Origin of the sequence: Sphingomonas sp., assembly GCF_029239295.1 — a bacterium.
Taxonomy (GTDB): domain Bacteria; phylum Pseudomonadota; class Alphaproteobacteria; order Sphingomonadales; family Sphingomonadaceae; genus Sphingomonas.
Genome location: NZ_JAQZBC010000006.1, coordinates 113573 through 130868, shown reverse-complemented (window position 1 = coordinate 130868; position 17296 = coordinate 113573). Strand labels below are relative to the sequence as shown.

At 64.7% G+C, this 17296-nt stretch carries 17 protein-coding genes; 14 read left to right on the top strand and 3 right to left on the bottom strand.

Annotated features, from left to right (window positions below; all coding sequences use genetic code 11):
- The gene (locus tag K0S66_RS07810) at positions 1 to 771 is read right to left on the bottom strand and encodes an SDR family oxidoreductase (RefSeq protein WP_301074783.1); all 771 of its coding nucleotides are present in this window, start codon (positions 769 to 771) and stop codon (positions 1 to 3) included.
- A 101-nt stretch (positions 772 to 872) separates the two neighbouring features.
- Between K0S66_RS07810 and K0S66_RS07805 the strand changes: the two genes are divergently transcribed.
- From K0S66_RS07805 to K0S66_RS07795, 3 genes are read left to right on the top strand one after another with little or no spacing between them, the layout of a single operon-like run.
- Positions 873 to 2300 (top strand): NAD-dependent succinate-semialdehyde dehydrogenase, encoded by a 1428-nt coding sequence (locus tag K0S66_RS07805; RefSeq protein ID WP_301074782.1) that lies wholly within the window; start codon positions 873 to 875, stop codon positions 2298 to 2300.
- A 4-nt stretch (positions 2301 to 2304) separates the two neighbouring features.
- On the top strand, positions 2305 to 3015 hold the full coding sequence (locus tag K0S66_RS07800; protein ID WP_301074781.1) for a CoA transferase subunit A: 711 nt from the start codon (positions 2305 to 2307) through the stop codon (positions 3013 to 3015).
- Entirely contained in the window at positions 3015 to 3656 is a 642-nt protein-coding gene (locus tag K0S66_RS07795; RefSeq protein ID WP_301074780.1) for a 3-oxoacid CoA-transferase subunit B, read from the top strand. Before K0S66_RS07800 ends, K0S66_RS07795 begins: the two co-directional genes overlap by 1 nt.
- Positions 3657 to 3676: 20 nt before the next feature.
- Here the strand turns inward: K0S66_RS07795 and K0S66_RS07790 are convergent, their stop codons facing one another.
- Positions 3677 to 4135 carry an Lrp/AsnC family transcriptional regulator gene (locus K0S66_RS07790; protein ID WP_301074779.1) on the bottom strand — a complete coding sequence of 153 codons (459 nt, stop codon included), beginning with the start codon at positions 4133 to 4135 and terminating at the stop codon, positions 3677 to 3679.
- Positions 4136 to 4245: 110 nt separating this feature from the next.
- Between K0S66_RS07790 and alr the strand changes: the two genes are divergently transcribed.
- The 9 genes from alr (at position 4246) to K0S66_RS07745 (ending at position 12966) form a co-directional block, all read left to right on the top strand.
- Positions 4246 to 5382, top strand: a complete 1137-nt coding sequence (gene alr, locus K0S66_RS07785; RefSeq protein ID WP_301074778.1) for an alanine racemase — start codon at positions 4246 to 4248, stop codon at positions 5380 to 5382.
- Positions 5379 to 6629, top strand: coding sequence for a D-amino acid dehydrogenase (locus K0S66_RS07780; RefSeq protein WP_301074777.1), 1251 nt, complete (start codon positions 5379 to 5381; stop codon positions 6627 to 6629). The genes alr and K0S66_RS07780 overlap by 4 nt, the downstream gene beginning before the upstream one ends.
- 14 nt (positions 6630 to 6643) lie before the next feature.
- Positions 6644 to 6994: a RidA family protein gene (locus K0S66_RS07775; protein WP_301074776.1), complete on the top strand. Its 351-nt coding sequence runs from the start codon at positions 6644 to 6646 to the stop codon at positions 6992 to 6994.
- 94 nt (positions 6995 to 7088) lie between these two features.
- Positions 7089 to 9905, top strand: a complete 2817-nt coding sequence (locus tag K0S66_RS07770) for a monovalent cation/H+ antiporter subunit A (protein ID WP_301074775.1) — start codon at positions 7089 to 7091, stop codon at positions 9903 to 9905.
- Between the two features lie 2 nt (positions 9906 to 9907).
- Positions 9908 to 10264, top strand: a complete 357-nt coding sequence (locus tag K0S66_RS07765) for a Na+/H+ antiporter subunit C (RefSeq protein WP_366520802.1) — start codon at positions 9908 to 9910, stop codon at positions 10262 to 10264.
- The gene (locus tag K0S66_RS07760) at positions 10261 to 11805 is read left to right on the top strand and encodes a monovalent cation/H+ antiporter subunit D (protein WP_301074773.1); all 1545 of its coding nucleotides are present in this window, start codon (positions 10261 to 10263) and stop codon (positions 11803 to 11805) included. The genes K0S66_RS07765 and K0S66_RS07760 overlap by 4 nt, the downstream gene beginning before the upstream one ends.
- Complete coding sequence (locus K0S66_RS07755; RefSeq protein WP_301074772.1) at positions 11802 to 12290, top strand: Na+/H+ antiporter subunit E; 489 nt, start codon at positions 11802 to 11804, stop codon at positions 12288 to 12290. Before K0S66_RS07760 ends, K0S66_RS07755 begins: the two co-directional genes overlap by 4 nt.
- Complete coding sequence (locus K0S66_RS07750) at positions 12287 to 12556, top strand: K+/H+ antiporter subunit F (RefSeq protein ID WP_301074771.1); 270 nt, start codon at positions 12287 to 12289, stop codon at positions 12554 to 12556. The genes K0S66_RS07755 and K0S66_RS07750 overlap by 4 nt, the downstream gene beginning before the upstream one ends.
- Complete coding sequence (locus K0S66_RS07745) at positions 12553 to 12966, top strand: Na+/H+ antiporter subunit G (RefSeq protein ID WP_301074770.1); 414 nt, start codon at positions 12553 to 12555, stop codon at positions 12964 to 12966. The genes K0S66_RS07750 and K0S66_RS07745 overlap by 4 nt, the downstream gene beginning before the upstream one ends.
- 33 nt (positions 12967 to 12999) lie before the next feature.
- Here K0S66_RS07745 and K0S66_RS07740 read toward each other — a convergent pair whose 3' ends face one another.
- Positions 13000 to 14235: a TetR/AcrR family transcriptional regulator gene (locus K0S66_RS07740; protein ID WP_301074769.1), complete on the bottom strand. Its 1236-nt coding sequence runs from the start codon at positions 14233 to 14235 to the stop codon at positions 13000 to 13002.
- A 38-nt stretch (positions 14236 to 14273) separates the two neighbouring features.
- Here K0S66_RS07740 and K0S66_RS07735 point away from each other — a divergent pair, with 38 nt between their 5' ends.
- Both K0S66_RS07735 and K0S66_RS07730 read left to right on the top strand, forming a co-directional pair.
- Complete coding sequence (locus tag K0S66_RS07735; RefSeq protein WP_301074768.1) at positions 14274 to 14600, top strand: hypothetical protein; 327 nt, start codon at positions 14274 to 14276, stop codon at positions 14598 to 14600.
- A 57-nt stretch (positions 14601 to 14657) separates the two neighbouring features.
- On the top strand, positions 14658 to 17267 hold the full coding sequence (locus K0S66_RS07730; protein ID WP_301074767.1) for a TonB-dependent receptor: 2610 nt from the start codon (positions 14658 to 14660) through the stop codon (positions 17265 to 17267).
- The last annotated feature ends 29 nt before the right edge of the window (positions 17268 to 17296 follow it).

Below are 17296 nucleotides of genomic sequence, written 5' to 3'. Positions count from 1 at the left end.
TCAGCGGATGTAGCTCGCGCCGTTCACGTCCAGCGTCGCGCCCGACAGTTGCCGTGCTGCGCCGCTCGCGACGAAGGCAACGATATTGCCGACCTCTTCCGGGGTGACCCATTCGCCACTGGCGAGCGTGGCGCTGACACGCTCCTCCCCGCCCTGGCTGGCCGCGAATTCCTCCGACAGCCGGGTACGGACAACGCCGGGCGCGATGATATAGGCCTGAATGTTGTCGCGGGCATAAGCGCGCGCGATCGACTGGGTTGCGGAACGGACCGCCGCCTTTGAGGCGCCGTAGGCAATGGTGGCCGGATTGGTGACGCCGCGCTGCGCCGCCCAGCTGGAAATGGTGACAATCGAGCCACCTTCGGCCTGTTTGAAGTGATTAACGGCCGCCCGCATCAGCCGCGCTGGCCCACGGACATTCACCTCCAACGACTGATCCCAGGCGCTTTCGAAATCCTCGTCCGGCCCATCGAACGCGCCGTTGAACGGCATGACCGCCGCATTGTTGACCAGGACATCGATGCGGCCGCGCCACGCCACGGCGGCGGCCCAAAGAGCGAGCGTGGAGGCACGATCACCAAGGTCTGCGGAAAGCAGCTTCACCCGATCCCCTGAGAACCCAGCGACCGCCGCACGTGCGCCGGGTTCGTCGGTGCCATAATGGGCGATCAGATGAGCGCCGGCATCCAGCAGGATCCGCGCCGTTGCCGCCCCGATCCCCTTCGAGGCGCCGGTCAGGAGGATGGTTTTTCCGCGAAGTGCCTCAATCATGGTAGAGCCATATCGCCGCGAAATTTGCTCGTAAAGCGAACTTTCCGGCGCTATGCGAACAATAACACAGGGGGCGCGGCGATCGTCCCCTACGGAGGGTTATGGCTTACGATACCGAATTGCAGTTGTTCGTCGACGGCGCATGGCAGGGCAGTGAAGGGCGTGATGAGCAGCCCGTGCTCAATCCCGCCAATGGCGACGCGATCGCCGCAGTGCCGCTAGCCTCCAAGGCCGATCTCGACCTGGCGCTTGATTCGGTCGCGCGTGGTTTCGTGACTTGGCGCAATACCGATCCGGCGCAGCGGGCGGCCATCCTGCGAAAAGCAGCGACGCTGATGCGCGAGCGGGTGGAGGCGATTGCCACGCTGCTGACCACCGAACAGGGCAAGCCGATCGGCGAAGCGCGGGGCGAAGTGGGTGCCAGCGCCGAGTTGCTCGATTTTTATGCGGCGGAGGCGACGCGCATCGAGGGCCGCGTGCTGATGCGCCCGTCGGGGTCGCGCTCGATCGTGATTCGTCAGCCGGTTGGCCCGGTCGCCTCGTTCACGCCGTGGAATTTTCCCGTCTATCTAATGATGAAGAAGCTAGCGCCAGCGCTCGCGGCAGGCTGCTCCGTCGTCGCGAAGCCGCCGGAAGAAACGCCGGGCTGCACGAGCGCCGCGATCCGCTGCCTGTTGGACGCAGGACTGCCGGGTGACGTGTTGCAGCTGGTATTCGGCGAACCCGACCTGGTCAGCCGGCATATTCTGGGATCCCCTGTCATCCGTGCGCTGAGCTTCACTGGCTCCGTGCCGGTCGGGCGTCACCTGATGAAATTGGCAGCGGAGGATCTGAAGCGGACGACGATGGAACTGGGTGGACACGCGCCGGTCCTGATCTTCGACGATTGCGATCTGGAGCGCACGCTCGACATGGTCGTGCCGCAGAAATTCCGCAACGCCGGGCAGGTGTGCGTTTCGCCAACGCGCTTCTACGTACAGCGCAGCATCTACGAAAAGTTCGCCAACGGCTTTGCCGAGCGGACGCGCGGCGTCGCGGTGGGCAACGGCCTGGATCCAGACACGAAGATGGGACCGTTGGCGCACGGCCGCCGCCCGGATGCGATCGAAGCGCTGGTTGACGATGCGGTGTCGCGTGGCGCGCGGGTCATGGCAGGCGGCAGCCGCTTCGGCTCCGGTTTCTTCTATCAGCCGACCGTTCTCGCCGACGTGCCGATCGAGGCGGATATCATGTCCAACGAGCCGTTCGGTCCGGTGGCGTTGATCCAGCCGTTCGAAACCGAGGAAGAGGCGATCGCAAGCGCGAACCGTCTGCCATATGGCCTAGCATCGTTCATGTTCACCGAGAACGGCCGCCGCGCCGCGCGGGTGTCGGACGCGATCGAGGCCGGCATGGTGGGCGTCAACAGCTTTGCCATCAGCGGCGCTGACTCACCGTTCGGCGGCGTCAAGCACAGCGGCTTCGGCAGCGAAGGCGGACGGGAAGGGCTGGAGCCGTTCCTTAACGTCAAGGCCATTCACCAGTCCTGAAGCAGTGCGCACCAAGATCTGCGATAGCCCGAAGGAGGCGCTGGACGGCGTGCTGTTCGACGGCATGACCATCATGTCCGGCGGCTTTGGCCTGACCGGGAACCCGGAGAGCCTGATCCCCGAGATCAGGGCCTCCGGGGTCCAGCGGTTGACGGTTATCTCGAACAATGCCGGCGCGAACAATTTCGGTCTGTGGATGCTGCTGCAATCGCGGCAGATCACGAAGATGATCGCGTCCTATGTCGGCGACAACAAGCTGTTCGAGCAGCAGTATCTTTCCGGAGAGCTGGAACTGGAACTGACCCCTCAGGGCACGTTGGCGGAGCGCATTCGTGCCGGCGGGGCGGGCATTCCCGCCTTCTACACCGCAACGGGCGTCGGCACCCTGCTGGCCCAAGGCAAGCCAGTGGAGACGTTTGAAGGCCGCGACTATGTGCGCGAGACGTGGCTGCGCGCGGACCTTGCAATTGTGAAGGCGTGGAAGGCCGACCCGGCAGGCAATCTGGTGTTCCGGCGCACCGCGCGGAACTTCAATCCGGAAATGGCGACCGCCGCGCGCGTCGCCGTCGTCGAGGTCGAAGAGATCGTGCCGGCCGGCAGTATCGATCCCGACCTGGTCCACACACCGGGCATCTACGTCGATCGTATCGTCAAAAGCACGATCAACGAGAAGCGTATCGAGAAGCGGATGACCCGCCCTCGGGAGACGGTGTGATGGCCTGGACCCGGGACGAAATGGCGGCGCGCGCCGCGTGTGAGTTGAGCGACGGCGATTACGTCAATCTGGGGATCGGCATCCCCACCCTGGTGGCTAATCACATCCCGGCCGGCATCGACGTGATCCTGCAGTCCGAGAATGGCATGCTGGGCATGGGGCCATTCCCCTATGAGGACGAGGTCGACCCCGATCTGGTCAATGCGGGAAAGCAGACGATCAGCCTGCTGCCGACATCGAGTTTCTTCTCGTCGGCCGATAGTTTCGCGATGATCCGTGGCGGTCACATCGACCTGACCGTCTTGGGGGCGATGGAGGTTTCCGCGCGCGGCGACATCGCCAACTGGACGATCCCCGGCGCGATGGTGAAGGGCGTAGGCGGGGCAATGGACCTTGTCGCCGGCGTGAAACGCGTGATCGTCGTCATGGATCATGTGTCGAAGCAAGGGAAGCCGAAGGTGCTGGAGGTCTGCACGCTGCCGCTGACCGGCGCTGGCTGCGTCGACATGATCATCACCGATCTTTGCGTCATGCAATGTGGCGCGCAGGGGCTGACGCTGCTGGAATTGGCGCCCGGCGTGTCGATCGATGAAGTCCGCGAAAAGACAGGCGCATCGTTCCGCGAGGCAGTCATGGCCTGAAGCGGGCGTGCGCGTGCGTTTCAGGCCTTTCGGTGGCTCCGCATCGCGAAGCTCGATGTGATCCGGGAGACCCCCGGAAGCCGCGACAGCACTTCGCGATGGAAGGTCGCATAATCCTCCATGTCGGCGATCTGCACCCGAAGCAGGTAATCCCCCATGCCAGTCAGCAGATACCATTCGCGGATCTGAGCGTGCTTGCGCATCGCTGCTTCGAAGCGGGAGAGGTATTCCTCCGATTGACGAAGGAGTTCGACCTGGACGATCGCGACAGTGCCTTCATCCGTATCCACGCCGGCAACGACAGCGGTGTAGCCGCGAATGACGCCCGACTTTTCCATTAGCTTGAGCCGCCGAAGGCAGGCGGATTCGGATAGCCCGACTTCCCTGGCGAGCGCCGTATTCGTGATCCGCGCGTTGAGTCGCAGCTGGTTGAGGATGCGGCGATCGACAGCGTCGAGCATGGGTGCAGGATCCTTCATGATGGACGCACTATCTGCTGACGAACGCGATATTTCGCAGCATCCGTCGCAGAAACGGCCAGACATTTGCAGTTACTGCATTCAACATGCGCGCGAGAATGCCAAGGGCGATGACGCACGAAATGACCTATTCCAGCGAGCTGACGATCGATCTTGACGCGCTCGCAGCGAATTACCGGAACCTGCGCGATCATGTGACGCCGGCGCAATGTGGTGCGGTGGTGAAGGCAGACGCGTACGGCGTCGGCGCGATGCGCGTCGTGCCCGCGCTGTACCGCGAAGGATGCCGGACGTTCTTTGTCGCGCAATTGTGCGAGGCGATGGAACTGCGCGACGTTGTCGCCTCGGATTGCACGGTCGTCATTCTGAACGGGTTGGATCCGGGCGCCGAAGACAGCTGTGCCGACCAAGGCTTCGTCCCCGCACTGAACGCGCCGGGGGCGCTGCACCGGTGGCGGGACACGGCACGCCGGCGGAGACAGCGGCTGCCGGCCGCCTTGCAGTTCGACACTGGCATGTCGCGCCTTGGGGTGGATGCGGCCATGGCGCAGGCGCTGGCCGACGACCCCAGCTTTGCCGAAGAGGTGGAGCTGCGCCTAGTGATGACTCACCTTGCGTCGGCCGACGAGCCGGATGCGATGAGCAATGCGGCGCAGCTGAACCGGTTCGAAGCGATGGCAGCCCTGTTTCCGGGTGTCCCGCGATCGATTGCCAACAGCTTTGGCAGCGCCCTCCCGCGTGCCTTTCACAACGACGTCGTGCGCGCCGGCATTGCCTTGTACGGCGTGCCGCTGCCCGCCGGAGCAGCGGCTATTCGTCCCGTCGTTAGCCTCCGGGCGCGGGTCCTGCAGACGCGGGAAATTCCTGCCGGTACCGGGGTGGGCTATGGCCTGACCTATACCGCGCCTGATGTGCGGCGCCTGGCAACGCTGGCGATCGGTTACGCCGATGGGTGGCCGCGCGCGCTCAGCAATCGCGGCGCCGCTTGTCACAATGGCGTTCGGCTTCCGATCGTGGGCCGCGTGTCGATGGACAGTATCATGGTCGATATCTCCGCGCTGGACGCGGGGGCGTTGCAGGAAGGCGATTTGGTGGAACTGATTGGGCCGGGCCAGAGCCTGGATCAGGTCGCCGCAGACGCCGGTACGATCGCTTATGAAATTCTGACGAGCCTCGGTCGGCGGCACGCGCGTTCCTATCTGGAACGCGGGATCACCACCGCCTGTATTGCTGGAGACGTGCGTTGAAGGTCGTGGTTCTCGGCGCCGGGGTCATCGGCGTCACTGCTGCTCATTACCTCCGGCAGGAAGGGCATGAGGTGGTCGTGATTGATCGCCAGCCTGCCGCTGCACTGGAGACGAGTTTCGGTAATGCCGGAGAGATTTCGCCGGGTTACGCCTCGCCCTGGGCGGGGCCCGGCATTCCGGCGAAGGCGATCAAATGGCTGATGATGCGCCACGCGCCGCTGATCCTGCGCCCACGGCTGGACCCGCAGATGCTGACGTGGCTGGCGATGATGCTGCGCAACTGCACAGAGCAACGTTATGCGATTAACAAGAGCCGTATGGTCGGGCTGGCGGAGTTCAGCCGCGATGAGTTGAAGGCGCTGCGCACCCGCCTGGGCATCGCCTATGATGAAAGGTCGCAGGGTACGCTCCAGCTGTTCCGCACGGACAAGCAGCTGGAGGGGAGTGCGAAGGACGTCGAGGTTCTTCGATCCTATGGCGTGCCGTACGAGTTGTTGGATGTCGATGGCTGCGTGCGCGTAGAGCCGGGGCTGTCCGGGTCGCGCCATCTGATTGCCGGTGGTCTTCGCCTGCCCAACGACGAGACGGGTGATTGCCATATCTTTACGACGAAGCTTGCCGAGAGGCTCGCGGCCGATGGCGTGGAATTTCGGTGGTCCACTACCGTCGAGGTGCTGGAGCAGGCGGGGGGCCTCATCACCGGCGTGCGGACCAGCGGCGGGATTGTCCGCGGCGACGCCTATCTGGTCGCGATGGGCAGCTTCTCGCCGCGCATCGTCGCTCCACTGGGAGTGCGGTTGCCGGTGTATCCGGTGAAGGGCTATTCGATAACCGTGCCGATCACCGATGCGACGCGGGCGCCGGAATCGACCCTGCTCGACGAAACCTACAAGATCGCCATCACTCGGCTTGGCAACCGTATCCGGGTGGGTGGCATGGCCGAGATCTCCGGCTTTGATCGGTCGCTGCCGCCGCGGCGCGAGGCGACGTTGCTTCACTGCCTGAACGATCTGTTCCCAGGCGCCGCGGACAAGGGCGAGACAGGCTATTGGAGCGGGCTGCGTCCGATGACGCCCGATGGCCCGCCGATCATCGGCCGGACCAAGGTGAACAACCTGTTCCTTAACACTGGCCACGGGACGCTGGGGTGGACGATGGCGTGCGGATCCGGCGCGGTGGTCGCATCGATCATTGCCGGGAAGCACCCGCCGATCCCCACCGACGGGCTGAGCTTGGACCGTTACTGAAAGGACGAAGTGCGATGACGATTACCCGGATCGACCAGGATGGGCGGATGAGCCAGATCGTGATCCACGGCGGGGTCGTGTATCTGTCCGGCCAGGTGGGCAACCCCGGCGAGGATGTTTCGGCCCAGACGCGGAGCACATTGGCCGAAATCGATGCACTGCTGGCCCAGGCGGGAACCGACAAGGCGCATCTGCTGCATGCCACCATCTGGCTGGCCGATATCGCCGATTTCGACGCGATGAATGTTGTGTGGGAAGAGTGGATCGGCGGCGGCAATGCCCCGACCCGCGCGACCGGCGAAGTGACGCTGGCGTCGCCCGACTATAAGGTGGAGATCATCGTCACCGCCGCGTTGCCCGGCTGACGTTCCCGTACGGCCCGGCGGGTCGATTCATGACGCCAAGGGTCGATCTGACCGCCCAGCCATGTAAGAGGGGGCGGATCATGCAGGCGTTCGCTTGACCCTTCTTGTTCTGCTGTTGCTGCCGTTCGCGGCTGCGATGGCGCTCGCCTTGCTGGCGCGGGCGTCGCGCGCGCTGCATGTCGCGATCGCGGCGGTCGCCAGCGCTGGCGGGCTGGCATTGCTCCTGTCGATGGCTCCGGCCGTGCTGGCGGGTGAGCGGATAGCGGCACATGTGCCGTGGATCCCGGCACTGGGCCTCGACATCAGCCTGTGGCTCGACCCGCTCGGGTTGCTGTTCGCCGGCCTGATCCTGGGCATCGGGCTGCTCGTCGTCCTCTATGCGCAAGGCTATCTCGCCCGGACGGAGGCGACAGGTCGCTTCCTCTCGTTCCTGATGCTGTTTCAGGGCGCGATGGTGGGCATCGCGTTGTCGAGCAACGTGCTGCTGCTGCTGATCTTCTGGGAACTGACCAGCCTTTCCTCATTCCTGCTGATCGGATTCTGGCGCGACCGGGCGGACGCGCGCCAGGGTGCCCGGATGGCGCTGGCGATCACGGGCGGCGGTGGACTGGCGCTGATCGCCGGCGTGCTCCTGCTCGGACAAGCGGCGGGAACGTACGAGCTGCCCGGCATTCTGGCGCAGCGCGATCTGGTGCAGCAATGGCCACTCTACCCCTTGATGCTGACGCTGATCCTGCTGGGCGCGTTCACCAAGTCGGCGCAGTTCCCCTTTCACTTCTGGCTGCCGCACGCGATGGCGGCCCCGACCCCGGTTAGCGCCTATCTCCATTCCGCGACGATGGTGAAGGCGGGCGTCTTCCTGCTGGCGCGGCTTTGGCCGGTGCTGGCGGGGACGGACCTGTGGTTCGGCCTGGTGGCGACCACCGGGCTGATCACGTTGATATTCGGTGCCGCCGTCGCGCTGTTTCGAGACGATCTGAAGGCGATTCTGGCGTATTCGACCATCAGCCAGCTTGGCCTGATGGTCATGCTGCTGGGCTTCGCTACGCCGGCGGCCGCAGTGGCGGCGATTTTCCACATCCTCAACCACGCCGCGTTCAAGGCAGCGTTGTTCATGAACGCCGGGATCGTCGATCACGAGACGGGCACCCGCGACATTCGGCGACTGGGCGGTCTGGCACGACTGATGCCGCTGACCGCCGTTGGCGGGACGCTTGCCGCTGCTGCGATGGCCGGGCTGCCGCCGCTGGGTGGGTTCATCTCCAAGGAGATGATGCTGGAGCAAAGCGCGCACACTGTCGCCGTCGGGCAACCATGGCTGGTGCCGGCGTTGGCGACGATCGGCGCAACACTGTCGGTCGCCTATTCGCTGCGATATGCGCTGGGCCTGTTCTTCGGCCCGACCCGCACCGGCGATGTGCCGGCCCCGCACGATCCCGGCGCACTGCTGCTGGGGCCGCCATTGTTGCTGGTGGCGGTGGCGCTGGCGTTGGGGCTGGCGCCGATGTGGCTGGCAGGGCCGCTGGTGATGCAGGCCGCAGCGGCGGTTACGGGAAGCGCGGCAGTGCCAGTCGACCTTTCGCTGTGGCACGGGATCAACGCTGCCCTCGCGATGAGCGTCGGCGCGGTCGTGGCCGGTGCGCTGCTGCTGGCGCGCTATCCGATTCTGGAGCGACGCGTCCGAGGCTGGCGAGCGCCCGACGCAAAGCGGATGTTCGAAGCTGCATTGGGGGCGTTCGTCGAGCGCACGCGGCGCGTGTCGCTCGCGATCCACGCGCCCTCGCTGCAACGCGCGTTGCTGATGGTGTTCGCCGTTGCCGCGCTGTTCGCGATCGATGGCGCGGGCGTTCCCGGCGCGATCGTGACCGGCACGCGCGCTACGACGCCCGCGAGCATGACCGCGGTCATCGCCTGGCTGCTGCTGCTGGTCGCCACGCTGGCCGTGGTATTGATGCATCGGCATCGTTTCCTGGTGCTGATCTTCATCAGCGTCATCGGCCTGGTTATGGCGCTTGCCTTCATCCACTTGTCCGCTCCTGATTTGGCGCTGACCCAGATCGCGGTCGAAGTGGTCACGATCCTGCTGCTTCTGCTTGCGCTTCACCTTCTGCCCAAAACCCCGCGCGCACTGTCGAGCGTGAGCCGGCGAGGGCGTGACGCGGTGCTGGGGCTGTTTGTCGGCGCCGCCACCGGCGTGGGCGCGTGGGGGATCATGACCCGCGAGCAGGGCGACACGATCTCCTCCTTCCACTGGGCGAACAGCTATGCCGGCGGTGGCGGGACCAATGTGGTCAATGTGACGCTGGTGGACTTCCGCGCTTTCGACACGCTGGGCGAGATCATCGTTCTGGGGATTGCGGGGCTTGCGATCTTCGCGCTTCTGGAGCCGGCGGTCCGCGGTGTCGCCGGACGACGGTTGCGGGAGTGGCGCGAGGACATGCCGCATTCGCCGGAGCGGCACCCGGTAATGTTCGTGATGGCCACGCGGCTCTTGCTGCCGATCGCGCTGCTGGTGGGGATCTACATCTTCCTGCGGGGGCATAACCAGCCCGGCGGCGGGTTCGTCGCGGCGCTGGTTTTCGCTATCGCCATCCTGCTGCAATATCTCGCCTCCGGATTCGACTGGACCGATGAGCGGCGCCGGATGGGCGAACATCCGCTGATTGCCTTCGGTGTCCTGATCGCGATCGCGACAGGGCTGGGCTCGCTCGCCTTTGGTGCACCGTTCCTGTCCAGCAGCTTCGGATATTTCCACCTGCCGCTGATCGGCGAGTTCGAGCTGGCCACCGCGATGCTGTTCGATACGGGCGTGGCCTGCGTCGTGCTGGGCGCCGTCACCATGGCGCTTTCGCAATTGAGCCATGTGGCGCAGCGCGCAGCGCGCCAGCCGGACGAGGGGAAAGCCTCGTGAGCCTGGAGTTCCTGGTTGCGACCGCGATCGCCGCGCTGGTGGCTGGCGGCGTCTATCTTTCGCTGCGGGGACGCACGTTTCAGGTAGTGCTGGGGCTGACGCTGATCTCCTATGCGGTGAACCTGTTCCTGTTCGCCATCGGCCGCCTGATCGTCGACCGCCCGCCGATCTATGACAAGGCGGTAGTCGAGCATACCGACCCCTTGCCGCAGGCATTGGTCCTGACTGCGATCGTCATCACCTTTGGCATGACGGCGCTGGTCGTCATCCTGGCACTGCGCAGCTTTCTGGAAAGCGGATCGGACCAGGTCGACGGCCGGGTCGAGGCCGACCAGCGCGATGAGGATCCGCGGCCATGACGCTGGCGGATCAACTGGTGATCGGGCCGGTGGTGCTGCCGGCCATGACGGCTGCAGTCGCGCTGCTGGTGATGCGCCGCCGCCGCCGGCTGGGCGCGGGCATTTCTCTGCTTGGCTGCATTCTCACCCTGCTGGCGGCCGTCACGCTGTTTGCGCAAGCGAGCGACGGAATGATCCGGACCTATCCGGTCGGCAACTGGCCAGCCCCGTTCGGCATCGTCCTCGTGCTCGACCGCTTGTCGACCGGGATGCTCATGCTGGCGGGGGTGCTCGGCGTCATCGTGATGGTCCATGCGATCGCCACCGGCGCGGATCGACGTGGCTGGCATTTCCATCCACTGTTCCAGTTTCAGCTGCTGGGGCTGAACGGCGCGTTCCTGACGGGCGATCTGTTCAACCTGTTCGTCTTCTTCGAGGTCCTGCTAATCGCCTCCTACGGGCTGATGCTGCACGGGCAGGGGGCAGCGCGGCTGAAGGCGGGCGTTGCCTATGTCATCGTCAATATCGTGGGATCCGCGCTTTTCCTGATCGCGCTGGGTCTGCTTTACGGCCTGACGGGCACACTCAACATGGCCGATCTCGCGCAGCGCGTGGCGCAGGTCCCGCCCGAGGACGCTGGCCTGATCCGCGCCGCCGGCCTGTTGCTGACCGCCGTGTTCGCGCTGAAGGCGGCGGCCGTGCCGCTCCATTTGTGGCTGCCACGAACCTATAGTGCGACGATGCCGGTCGTTGCGGCGTTTTTCGCGATTATGACGAAGGTGGGTGTCTATGCGATGATCCGCGTCGTCCCGCTGGTGTTCGGCGCGGAGGCGGGGGCGGCCGCCTGGGTGCCGTCGCCATGGCTGCTGCCCGCGGCCCTGCTCACGGCGGCGCTTGGTTTTGCCGGCGTACTGGCGGCGCGTGGACTGCGCGAACAGGCGGCGTTCGCGGTGCTGGGATCAACCGGTACGGTGATGATTGTGCTGTCCGCCTGGACGCAGCCGACCACGGCGGCGACGCTGTATTATCTGGTGCAATCGACGCTGGCCGGCGCGACGCTGTTCCTGGTCGCCGACGTCGTGCTCCGGCTCCGCGGGCAATATGGTGATGCGGCAGTCGCCGCCCCACGGTTCGCGGGACAGCAGGCGGCGGGGCTGTTGTTCCTGGCGGCGGCGATTGCGGCGGCGGGGCTGCCGCCTCTGTCGGGCTTTATCGGCAAGCTGCTGATGCTGCGTGCCACGACCGGCACGGCGGCGCAGGCGGTGATCTGGGCAACGATCCTGCTGACCACCTTGCTGGCGGTAATCGGGTTTGCGCGCACCGGCAGCACCATCTTCTGGAAAGCGGCGGAACCCGAGGCGGCCGCAATTACCGCCGCGCCGCTGCCGCGCGCCGCATTCCTGGGGCCGACGTTGGCGATCGGTGCGCTTGTGGGATGGACGATCTTTGCCGGGCCCGCCAGCGATTGGGCAGGGAGCGCTGCTCATCAGGTATTCGACACCGACGCCTATATCGGCGCGGTGCTGGAGCCGGCGGCTGCCGGCAGGACGGGGCAGCCATGAGGAAATTGCTGCCTCATCCGGGACTATCGGTGCTTTTGCTCGTGATATGGCTGTTGATGGTGAACACCATCTCGGTCGGTGCGCTGGTACTCGGCAGCCTGTTTGCGGTGGTGCTGCCGCGCTTTACCGCGCCCTTTTGGCCCGACCGACCGGCGGTGCGGTTCGGGCGCGACCTGTTGGTCTATGTCGCGATCGTCCTGTTCGACATCGTGGTGGCCAACTTCCAGGTCGCCGCCGTTATTCTGTTTCGTCGCAATCGCGAGCTGCGGGCGAGGTGGCTGGTCATTCCGCTGGATCTCCATACGCCCGAGGCGATCACTGTTCTGGCGGGGACGATCAGCCTGACGCCGGGGACGGTATCGTCGGATGTGTCCGCTGACGGGCGCTTCCTGCTGGTTCATGCGCTGGACGTGGCCGATCCGGAAGCTGAAATCGCGCGAATCAAGCAGCGGTATGAGGCGCGGCTGCAACGGGTGTTCGTATGATCGACGCGGCGCTCCACATCGCCTTTGCCGCCGTATCGCTGGCGCTGATGTGCAATTGCTGGCGGCTGATGCGCGGACCGGCGCTGGGCGATCGGATCGTCGCGATGGACACGATGGTGATCAACGTCATCGCCATCATCATCCTGATCGGCATGACCGGCGAGACCAATGCCTATTTCGAGGCCGCGCTGCTGCTGGCGATGGTCGGGTTCGTCGGCACGATCGCTTATTGTAAGTTCGTGCTGCGCGGGGACATCGTGGAATGACCATGGTGGTCGACGCGATCATCGCCGCACTGATCCTGTTGGGGGCAGCGTTTGTCCTGATCGGCAGTTGGGGGCTGGTGCGTCTGCCATCGACGATGGAGCGGCTGCATGGCCCCACCAAGGCGACGACGCTGGGGCTGGGGGCGCTGTTGATCGGCTCCATGATCTTCTTCCAGGCGCGGCTGGGGATCTGGACGGCGCATGAACTGCTTATCTGCGTCTTCCTGTTCATCACTGCGCCGATCTCAGCAAACATGATCGCGAAGGTTCACCTGCATCGCCTGAGGACCGGCGCGATCGTCGAGCCGGGCAGTATTGCCGGCGATCCGCCGCCGCCCGGCGGGGACGCTGATTGGGCGACGTTCGAGGCACCACATGACGGGCCGGCGGATACCGCCGCGGGCCGATAGCGAACGCGCGCGGCTGTTCCAGAGCGGCGGCGCCTAGTGGAATATGCCGACGCGTAGCGGCTCAAGATAAGCGCGGACAGCGTCCGACGGGTCGCGCCCCTGCGCCCAGCGGTGCATGTCGGAAGCGGCGCTGACAGCCGCCATCACTGTCTGGCTGGCGACCAGCGGATCGACCGGTCGCAACGATCCATCCGCGATACCATCGGCGATTGTCCCGGCGACATGGCGGGTGACCTGTCCAGCCAGCGCGAGCATGTCGGCGCGCAACTCCAGCGGCAGCGCCTGATAGGCGCTCATGCGGAGCAGGGGGCTGTCGTCAGTGAACTGAAGGCCGACGAGATTGGCGAGGGCAATTGCCAGGCGCTCGCCCTCGTCGCGGCCGGTTGCGTCGCCGTGCGTTTGTGCTGCCTCGATGGTCGAAAAGGAGCGCTGGAAGCAGGTGAGGACCAGATCATCCTTATTGTCGAGGTGGTGATAGAAGCTGCCGGTGCTGACCCCCAGTTCCGCGGCGATCCGCTCCACGCTTGCGCCGACATAACCGTGCCGATTGATGAGGCGAGTGGCGGCGGCGAGGAAGCGCCCCTGCGTGCCGTCGCTGGCGTCCTGCGGGGGCGGCGCAACAGTGACCGGCCAGGGTGAATTGCTGCGCGCAAGGCCATTGGCCAGAACGTCGTACAGCCGTTCCTGCACCCGATCGAAGTCGCGCGTCTGGTAACGGTCGATCCAGGCGGGCAGCCATTGCAGGCTGGCGGTCAGATGGGTGGCGGCGATCGCGCTGCGCGATCCTGACGCCCGGGCGCCCTCCGGTGCGAAGAATCCGCGAATGACCGCGAAGCTTTCGAGATAGGCTGCCTCCAGCGGCTCCCGCGTCGTCTCATCGAGCGCCCGAATGTCGGAGAGAACGGCGAAATCGCCGACCTCCCCATTACGACTGCGCCGGTAGAGATCGAATTGCGCCGCGATGAGGTGGCGGACGCGCTCGGCAGCGGTTGGTTGGCGCGCGGCTTCGCGTGCCGTCTCGAGCGCCCAATTGAGCGTCCGTTCGTAGCAGGCCGCGGCGAGGTGGTCCTTACGCTTGAAATAGTAAGTGACGCTGCTTGTATCGAGGCCGAGCGCCTTGGCGACAGCAGTCAGGGTCATGCCCCGCGCACCATGCCGGTTGATCTGCGCCGACGCCGTATCGAGGATCTGCGAGCGCCGTTGCGCGAAGCGCGCGGTTCGATCGTGAGCCGGGGCGGCGCTACGTGTCACGGCGTGAACATAGGCCATTTCGGCGCAGCGGACTACCCGCCGCCAACATTGCAAACTTGACAGCCGCGCCAGTTGTTCCAAAACTGGTTATGGAGAGGAAGATCATGCGGCGGTTCGCGGAAACATTCGCGCCGACCATCGGTCAGGCATGCGGGATCGTCGCCGTTTGGCGTACGGTCAGCGCAGCGGCACCCGCGGGCGCCGGCCGATCCGCCGTTGCTTCCTTCTTCGACCGTCCACTCTTTTCAGCACCGAACATCCTGCGGCGAACAAGCAGGTGGCGGTTGCTGGCGAAGCCGACGGCAATGTTCCGCATCGCGCGTAAAGGCATCGCGATGTGCCCCTCAAAGCATGGATCCGAGAAGCTGATGACAATGGTCTAGCGGACACGGGAGCGACGCGAGCGCCCCCGGCCGCCTCTTTCAGGAGGAGGAACGGCGATGAAGGCGAGGATGCGGGCAGGCGCGGCAATGATCGCGCTGGTGAGTGGGCATGCGGCGGCGCAAACCGGCGAACCGGGCGGCGTACAGGCGATTCCGGCAAGCGATCCGGGAGGATCGCCACCACAGGGGGCGAGCGCCGGGGCGGGACAAGCCGGCGCCCCATCCAATCCCTTTGACACCGCTGCGCTCAACGACATCGTCGTCACCGCTCAACGGCGAGCCGAAGCGATCCAGGACGTGCCGATCGCGATCAGCGTCTTCGAATCGAGTGACCGCGACCGGCGCGGCATCCGCTCGATCCAGGATTTCGCCAATTTCACTCCCGGGCTGACATTCTCGTCATCGCTCGATCGCCTGTCGCTGCGCGGTATCGGGCGACTGACGAACACCATCGGCTCCGACCCCGGCGTCGCGATCTACAATGACGGTTTCTACACCGCGTCGAACGCGGAGGCATCCAAGACGCCGATGTTTGTAGAGCGGGTGGAATTCCTGCGCGGGCCGCAAGGAACCCTGTATGGCCGCAACTCTGTGGGCGGCGCGATCAACGTCATTTCAAAACGTCCTACGGAAGAAACGACCGGCGAGTGGCGCTTCAGCGTGGACAATCTCCAGATGGTTTCCGAAGGCTATCTGTCGGGCCCGATCGTGGGCGGGTTGAAGGCGCGCCTCTCCGCCCAGGTAACCCGTGCAACCGGGGCCAGGTACGACAATATCGCGCGCACGGCGACGTCCCGCGACGAGGGGTTCACCAACCGCTTCTTTCTGGAAGCGCAGCTTCAGTACGACTTTTCGGACACCACCCAGTTGTGGTTGAAATACAGCCATGCCGAGTGGAACGACAGCAATCCCGTAGGCGTGCAGGTCAGCCCCTATGTAACCAACGACATCGATGGTGCGACGGATAATTCGCTGACCCCGGCCGCTGCATTCGGTTACGGCGTGCCCAATCCCTCCGTCACCGACCCGTGGAAGATCAACAGCAACACGCTGAACCAGTCGCTGCTGAGCGACAATCATACGTTCGTTGCGAACTTTACCGCGGACATCGGCGGTGTCGCCCTGAAATATGTCGGGGGATATACCCAGTATAAATATCAGGCGTTCGCCGATCTGGATTATACCGCCAACCAGCTGGTGACCACCAGTTTTGGATCCGCGCCTATAGCAGCGCTGGCACCGTTCGGGCTGGCCAATGCCTTCCGCACCTACTCGTACAATCCGACCTACGTGCAGGATTACCAAGAGGATAAGAAATATTACACCAACGAGCTGACGTTATCCAATGCCACGCAGGGGCGGTTCAACTGGATTGTCGGCGCCTATCAGTTCCACGAGAAATACTTCCAGCCGGTCACCTGGTTCGTCGATGGCGACAATAGCGACACCCTGAGCCAGCGGCTGGCGGCACCGATCTGTGTCGCGCCGGTCAGCTTCGCGGTGGTGCCGAACTGCCCTGCCAACCCGCGGCGCGCGTTCTACGACGGGTCGGGAGATTTGAGAACCGATGGCCTCGCGGGCTTCGGCCAGGTTGATTACGAGCTGATCGACGGTCTGAAAGGGACCGCCGGGTTGCGATACTCCTGGGACAAGAAGCGCGGGATCGAAAGTTATCGCGTGATCCAGTGGCAGCCTGCGGGCGCCGCAACCTATTGCACGCTGACGCCGGGAGCAGATGCGACCGTGGTGGGGCTGGGCGCGTGCGGCGCTGCTGCGGCGGCGCAGGATCTGACCCGTTTCCTGCTCAATCTGCCGGGCGTCGGCGCGGCGACCCGCGAGCTGGAGGATAGCTGGTCCGGCTTCTCCTGGCGGCTGGGACTCGACTGGAAGGCGAACAACGATACGCTGGTGTTCGGCAGCTACAGCCGTGGTCTAAAAGCCGGCGGTTTCAATCTGGGGAGCTACGCCGACAGCCCGGTGGTCGACAAGGAAATCGTCGACGCATTCGAAGTCGGCGTGAAGAGCCGGCCGCTTCCGGCCCTGATGCTCAACGTCACCGGATTCTATTACGACTATAAGAATGCGCAGATCCCGATTGTCGTCGTCCGACCGGGATCGACGCTGACCACCACCAATTTCTTCAACATCAACAAGTCACGGTCGTGGGGAATCGAGGTCGAGAGCGCGTGGAACGTCACGCGTTCGCTGGAAATCTCCGCGAATTATTCGTTCAACGATACGAAGATCCTGCGGGCGCCGCGGCTTTTCGATGACGAGGGCATGCCGGGCAACGTCCTGGAGGATATCACCGGCAACAGGCTGCCGGCCGCATCGCGACACAAGGTTGCGATATCGGCGCTGTATGACATCGAAGTAGGCGCCAACGATCACGTCTTCCTCGCGGCCAGCTACGCCTATCGATCGGACGCTTATTACTCGGTGTTCGAAAGCCCGATCAGCCGGGCGCCTGGCTGGGACCAGGTTGATGCCCGCATCACCTACACCCGGCCGGACGACGGGATCACCGTCATCGTCTTTGCCCGCAATCTCTTCGACACGCTGGGATATGACGGCGCCTTCTCGACCGGGGCGGCGACCAATTACCGGCAAGTGTACAGCTATACCTTCCCTCGCCAGGCGGGGGTGGAAGTACAGTTCAAGTTCTGACGATCGTGGGGCGTGACGCATCAGAATAG

Coding starts and splice junctions, on each gene's coding strand:
- K0S66_RS07810 (WP_301074783.1), bottom strand. CDS start 771: ATGATTGAGGCACTTCGCGGAAAAACCATCCTCCTGACCGGCGCCTCG.
- K0S66_RS07805 (WP_301074782.1), top strand. CDS start 873: ATGGCTTACGATACCGAATTGCAGTTGTTCGTCGACGGCGCATGGCAG.
- K0S66_RS07795 (WP_301074780.1), top strand. CDS start 3,015: ATGGCCTGGACCCGGGACGAAATGGCGGCGCGCGCCGCGTGTGAGTTG.
- K0S66_RS07790 (WP_301074779.1), bottom strand. CDS start 4,135: ATGAAGGATCCTGCACCCATGCTCGACGCTGTCGATCGCCGCATCCTC.
- alr (WP_301074778.1), top strand. CDS start 4,246: ATGACGCACGAAATGACCTATTCCAGCGAGCTGACGATCGATCTTGAC.
- K0S66_RS07775 (WP_301074776.1), top strand. CDS start 6,644: ATGACGATTACCCGGATCGACCAGGATGGGCGGATGAGCCAGATCGTG.
- K0S66_RS07760 (WP_301074773.1), top strand. CDS start 10,261: ATGACGCTGGCGGATCAACTGGTGATCGGGCCGGTGGTGCTGCCGGCC.
- K0S66_RS07755 (WP_301074772.1), top strand. CDS start 11,802: ATGAGGAAATTGCTGCCTCATCCGGGACTATCGGTGCTTTTGCTCGTG.
- K0S66_RS07750 (WP_301074771.1), top strand. CDS start 12,287: ATGATCGACGCGGCGCTCCACATCGCCTTTGCCGCCGTATCGCTGGCG.
- K0S66_RS07745 (WP_301074770.1), top strand. CDS start 12,553: ATGACCATGGTGGTCGACGCGATCATCGCCGCACTGATCCTGTTGGGG.
- K0S66_RS07740 (WP_301074769.1), bottom strand. CDS start 14,235: ATGGCCTATGTTCACGCCGTGACACGTAGCGCCGCCCCGGCTCACGAT.
- K0S66_RS07730 (WP_301074767.1), top strand. CDS start 14,658: ATGAAGGCGAGGATGCGGGCAGGCGCGGCAATGATCGCGCTGGTGAGT.